Annotated in this window: 3 protein-coding genes; 1 reads left to right on the plus strand and 2 read right to left on the minus strand. The window is 70.7% G+C overall.

Features of this window, described 5'->3' with window-relative positions:
- Window positions 1-128: 128 nt before the first annotated feature.
- Window positions 129-1757 carry a peptide ABC transporter substrate-binding protein gene (locus tag ACZ499_RS23510; protein ID WP_468677636.1) on the minus strand — a complete coding sequence of 543 codons (1629 nt, stop codon included), beginning with the start codon at window positions 1755-1757 and terminating at the stop codon, window positions 129-131.
- A gap of 268 nt (window positions 1758-2025) precedes the next feature.
- On the opposite strand from ACZ499_RS23510, the gene ACZ499_RS23515 reads away from it, so the two are divergent.
- Entirely contained in the window at window positions 2026-2355 is a 330-nt protein-coding gene (locus tag ACZ499_RS23515; RefSeq protein ID WP_468677637.1) for a hypothetical protein, read from the plus strand.
- 21 nt (window positions 2356-2376) lie between these two features.
- Here ACZ499_RS23515 and ACZ499_RS23520 read toward each other — a convergent pair whose 3' ends face one another.
- Entirely contained in the window at window positions 2377-3288 is a 912-nt protein-coding gene (locus ACZ499_RS23520) for a GNAT family N-acetyltransferase (RefSeq protein WP_468677638.1), read from the minus strand.
- Window positions 3289-3476: the final 188 nt, after the last annotated feature.

Below are 3476 nucleotides of genomic sequence, written 5' to 3' on the forward strand. Positions count from 1 at the left end.
ACCCCCCCCCCCCCCCCCCCCCCCCCCTCCCCCCCCCCCTCCCCCCCCCCCCCCCCCCCCCCCCCCCCCCCCCCCCCCCCCCCCCCCCCCCCCCCCCCCCCCCCCCCCCCCCCCCCTCCGCCGGCGTGTCAGCTGACCTTGATCTCGTTGTAGACGGGGACGCTGAACGGGTTCAGCGCGACGTTGGAGACCCGGGTCGAGTAGCCCGCGCTGCCGTTCTGGTACCAGAGCGGGATGGCGCCCATCTGGTCCCGCAGCACCCCTTCGGCCTTCTGGAAGAGGTCGACCGCCTTGGCCTTGTCCGTCTCGGCGTTGGCCTCGTCGACCAGCTTGTCGAAGTCGGCGTTGGTCCACTTGCCGTCGTTGGACGAGGCGTTGGTGTAGTACAGCGGCTGCAGGAAGTTCTGGACCAGCGGGTAGTCCATCTGCCAGCCCGCCCGGAACGGCCCGGACATCTTGTCCTGGGTGATCTGGTTGCGGAAGTCGGCGAAGGTGCCGACCGGGTTGCCGACGCACGCCTTGTCGTTGCCCAGCGCGTTGTTGACGCTGTTGCAGACGGCGTCGACCCACTCCTTGTGCGAGCCGGTGTCCGCGTTGTACGAGATCTTCACCTGGCCGCCGGGGATCCCGCCGCCCTCCTCGACCAGCTTCTTCGCCCCGGCCGGGTCGTACTTGCAGGCGTCGCCGCAGAGCCCCGCCTTGTAGCCGCCGTCCGCGCCGAGCACCGGCGAGGTCCAGTCGGTGGCCGGGGTGCGGGTCTTCTGGAAGATCGTGTCGGTGATCTGCTCGCGGTTGATCGCCATCGACAGGCCCTTGCGGACTTTCACCGCGCCCGGGGTGTTCCAGGCCTCGTCGTAGTACGGGAACGCGAGCGTCTGGATGATGCCGGCCGGGGTGTTGATGTACCGGTCACCGAGGTCGGCCTTGACGTTCTTGAGCTGGGAGGCGGGCACGTCGTCGACGAGGTCGAGGTTGCCGGCGGTCAGATCGGTGTAGGCGGTGTTGTTGTCGGTGTAGACCTTGAGGTCGACCCCGCCGTTCTGCGCCTTGTCCGTGCCCGGGTAGCCGTCCCACTTGCGCATCTCCAGCTTGGAGCCCTTGGTGTACGAGTTCACCGTGTACGGGCCGTTGCCGACCGGCTTGGACAGCCAGGCGGAGTGGTCGTCGAAGAACGCCCTGGGCAGCGGGGCGAAGGCGGCGTAGCCGAGGGTGTCGGGCCAGGTGGAGAACTTCTGGTTGAGCTTGACGGAGAAGGTGCGCTCGCCGGTGACCTTCAGCCCGGAGAGCGTCTCCGCGCTGGCGTCGCCCTTGTCGGGGTGGGTCTTGTCGTACCCCTCGATGTACCCGAAGAAGTACGCGTTCTTCTGGTTGTTCTTGAGGTTGGCGCCGTAGTTCCAGGCGTCCACGAAGGACTTCGCGGTGACCTTCTCGCCGTTGGAGAAGGTCCAGCCGTCCTTGACGGTGATGTTGAAGCTGGTCGAGTCGGTGGTCTCGATCTTCTCGGCGAGCATGTCCTTGGCGGCGCCGGTCTTCGAGTCGTACCGCTTGAGCCCCCGGAAGAGCATGTCGAGGACCTTGCCGCCCTGCACCTCGTTCGTGTTGGCGGGCTCCAGCGGGTTCTGCGGATCGCCCCAGGACGAACTCACGATGCCGGAGGCGCCGCTGCCACCACCGCTGTCTCCGCCCCCGCAGGCCGTCGCCGCGAGGGCGACGGCCACCGCACATGCGGCCCACTTGGCATGCGTGGCTCCGCGCATGGAGTCCTCCTAGAGTCCCAAGTCTGACTTAGGCCTAAATATCACCCCAGGAGAGGACAGGGTGCACCTCTACTGCACCCGAATGGGCGGAGGAATGAGCCGGACAGTGCGGGGGCGCGGCGCGGGGGCTGCCGCGAGGCGCGTGGGGGCGAAGCGCCCCCAGCCGGGGTACCAAAAGTAGAGCAGCGGTGGACCCCGGCTTCATGGCGTCATCCTGGACACCAGCGCGGTGCTGGCGCTTGCGCGCGGGCACCGCAAGCTGGCACGCGTGGCGAACAACGCCGCCGCATCCCCGTTCCATCACCTCCTGGTACCCGCCCTCTGCCTGATGCAGGCCGAGATCGATGACACCAGTTCCGGCCTGACCGCGCTGGCACTGCCTGAAATCGACATCGAACCGCTTGACCCAGTCGCATCGGTCACCGTCGCGACCATGGTCCGCGACGGGCTGGGCGGCCCCGACACGTGTCATGCCCTGTACCTGTCGCTGCCCGGCCCGCGGCGCCCCCAGACCGACGTCATCCTCACCGCTCGGGAGGACGACTACCCGCCGGGCACGGTCACCGTCGACATCGACGACGAGCGGCTCGACGACTGAACGGCGACGGGCGGTCCCGCCTCACACCCCCAGCCGCACCTCCCACGTGTCCACCGCGTAGTGCAGGCCCATGCCGTGCGACTCGTACAGCCGCAGTGCCCCGGTGACGTTCTCCGTGTCGACGCCCAGGCCGATCGTGTCGCGGCCGCGGAGCGCGTACGTGGCGAAGGCGTGGCGCAGGAGGTGGCTGGCCAGGCCGCGGCCGCGGGCCTGTTCGCGGACGCCGAGGGTGCGGATCCAGCCCATGCCCTCGCGGTCGTCGCGGGTGATCAGGACCGCCGCGTCGCCGATGCCGTCGACGGCCGCGATCCATACGAGGGACCAGTCGGGGGCGACCTGCCGCAGCCACTCCTCGTAGCCCTGCGGACGGAAGGCGAAGTGGCGGGCGAACGTCTCCTGGTGGAGGCGGTGCGCGGCCCGGCGGTCGGCGTCGTCCGCGCAGAGGCGCAGCCGCACTCCGGCAGGCGGCTCGGGGGCCGGGTCGGCCCCGGGAGAGATCGGGCGGGTCAGGACGTTGTGGCGGCGCACCGTGCGCCAGCCGCGCCCGGTGAGCAGCGCGGTGTCGATGGTGGGGGCCGCGTTCAGGTGGAGGTGGACCACCGCGTGGCCCGCGCCCGCCTCGGCGGCGAGCTCGCGCGAGCGCCGCTCGGCCAGGTCGAGGAGGCGGATGCCCGCGTCCTGACGGTCGGGCAGCACATAGTGGTCGATGTCGACGCCGCCGTCCGCGCCCGCGTCGAGGATCGCCGCGTACGCGACGGTGCGCCCGCCCTCGACGGCCACCCACGCGTCCCGCGCCTTCGCCAGGTCCTCCTCGACCTCGCTCGGCGCGGTCTCGGGCGCCCCGATCTCTATCTCGTCGACGGCGTTCAGCAGCGCGCAGACCGCCTCCGCGTCCTCGGTCGTGGCGGCCCTTACCGCGGTCACGTTCTCCATCCGCCCACTGTCGGGCCCAAGTCGCCCGCCGCGCAACGCGATTACCCGGCTACACGGATACACGGATACACGGATACACGGCTACACGGCTACGCGGAAGGGGGGGGGGGGGGGGGGGGGGGGGGGGGGGGGGTGTTTGGTTGTGGGGGGGGGGGGGGGGGGAGGGGGGAGCACCACGGTGCCCTCCT

It is taken from the genome of Streptomyces sp. NPDC031265, from assembly GCF_055570295.1.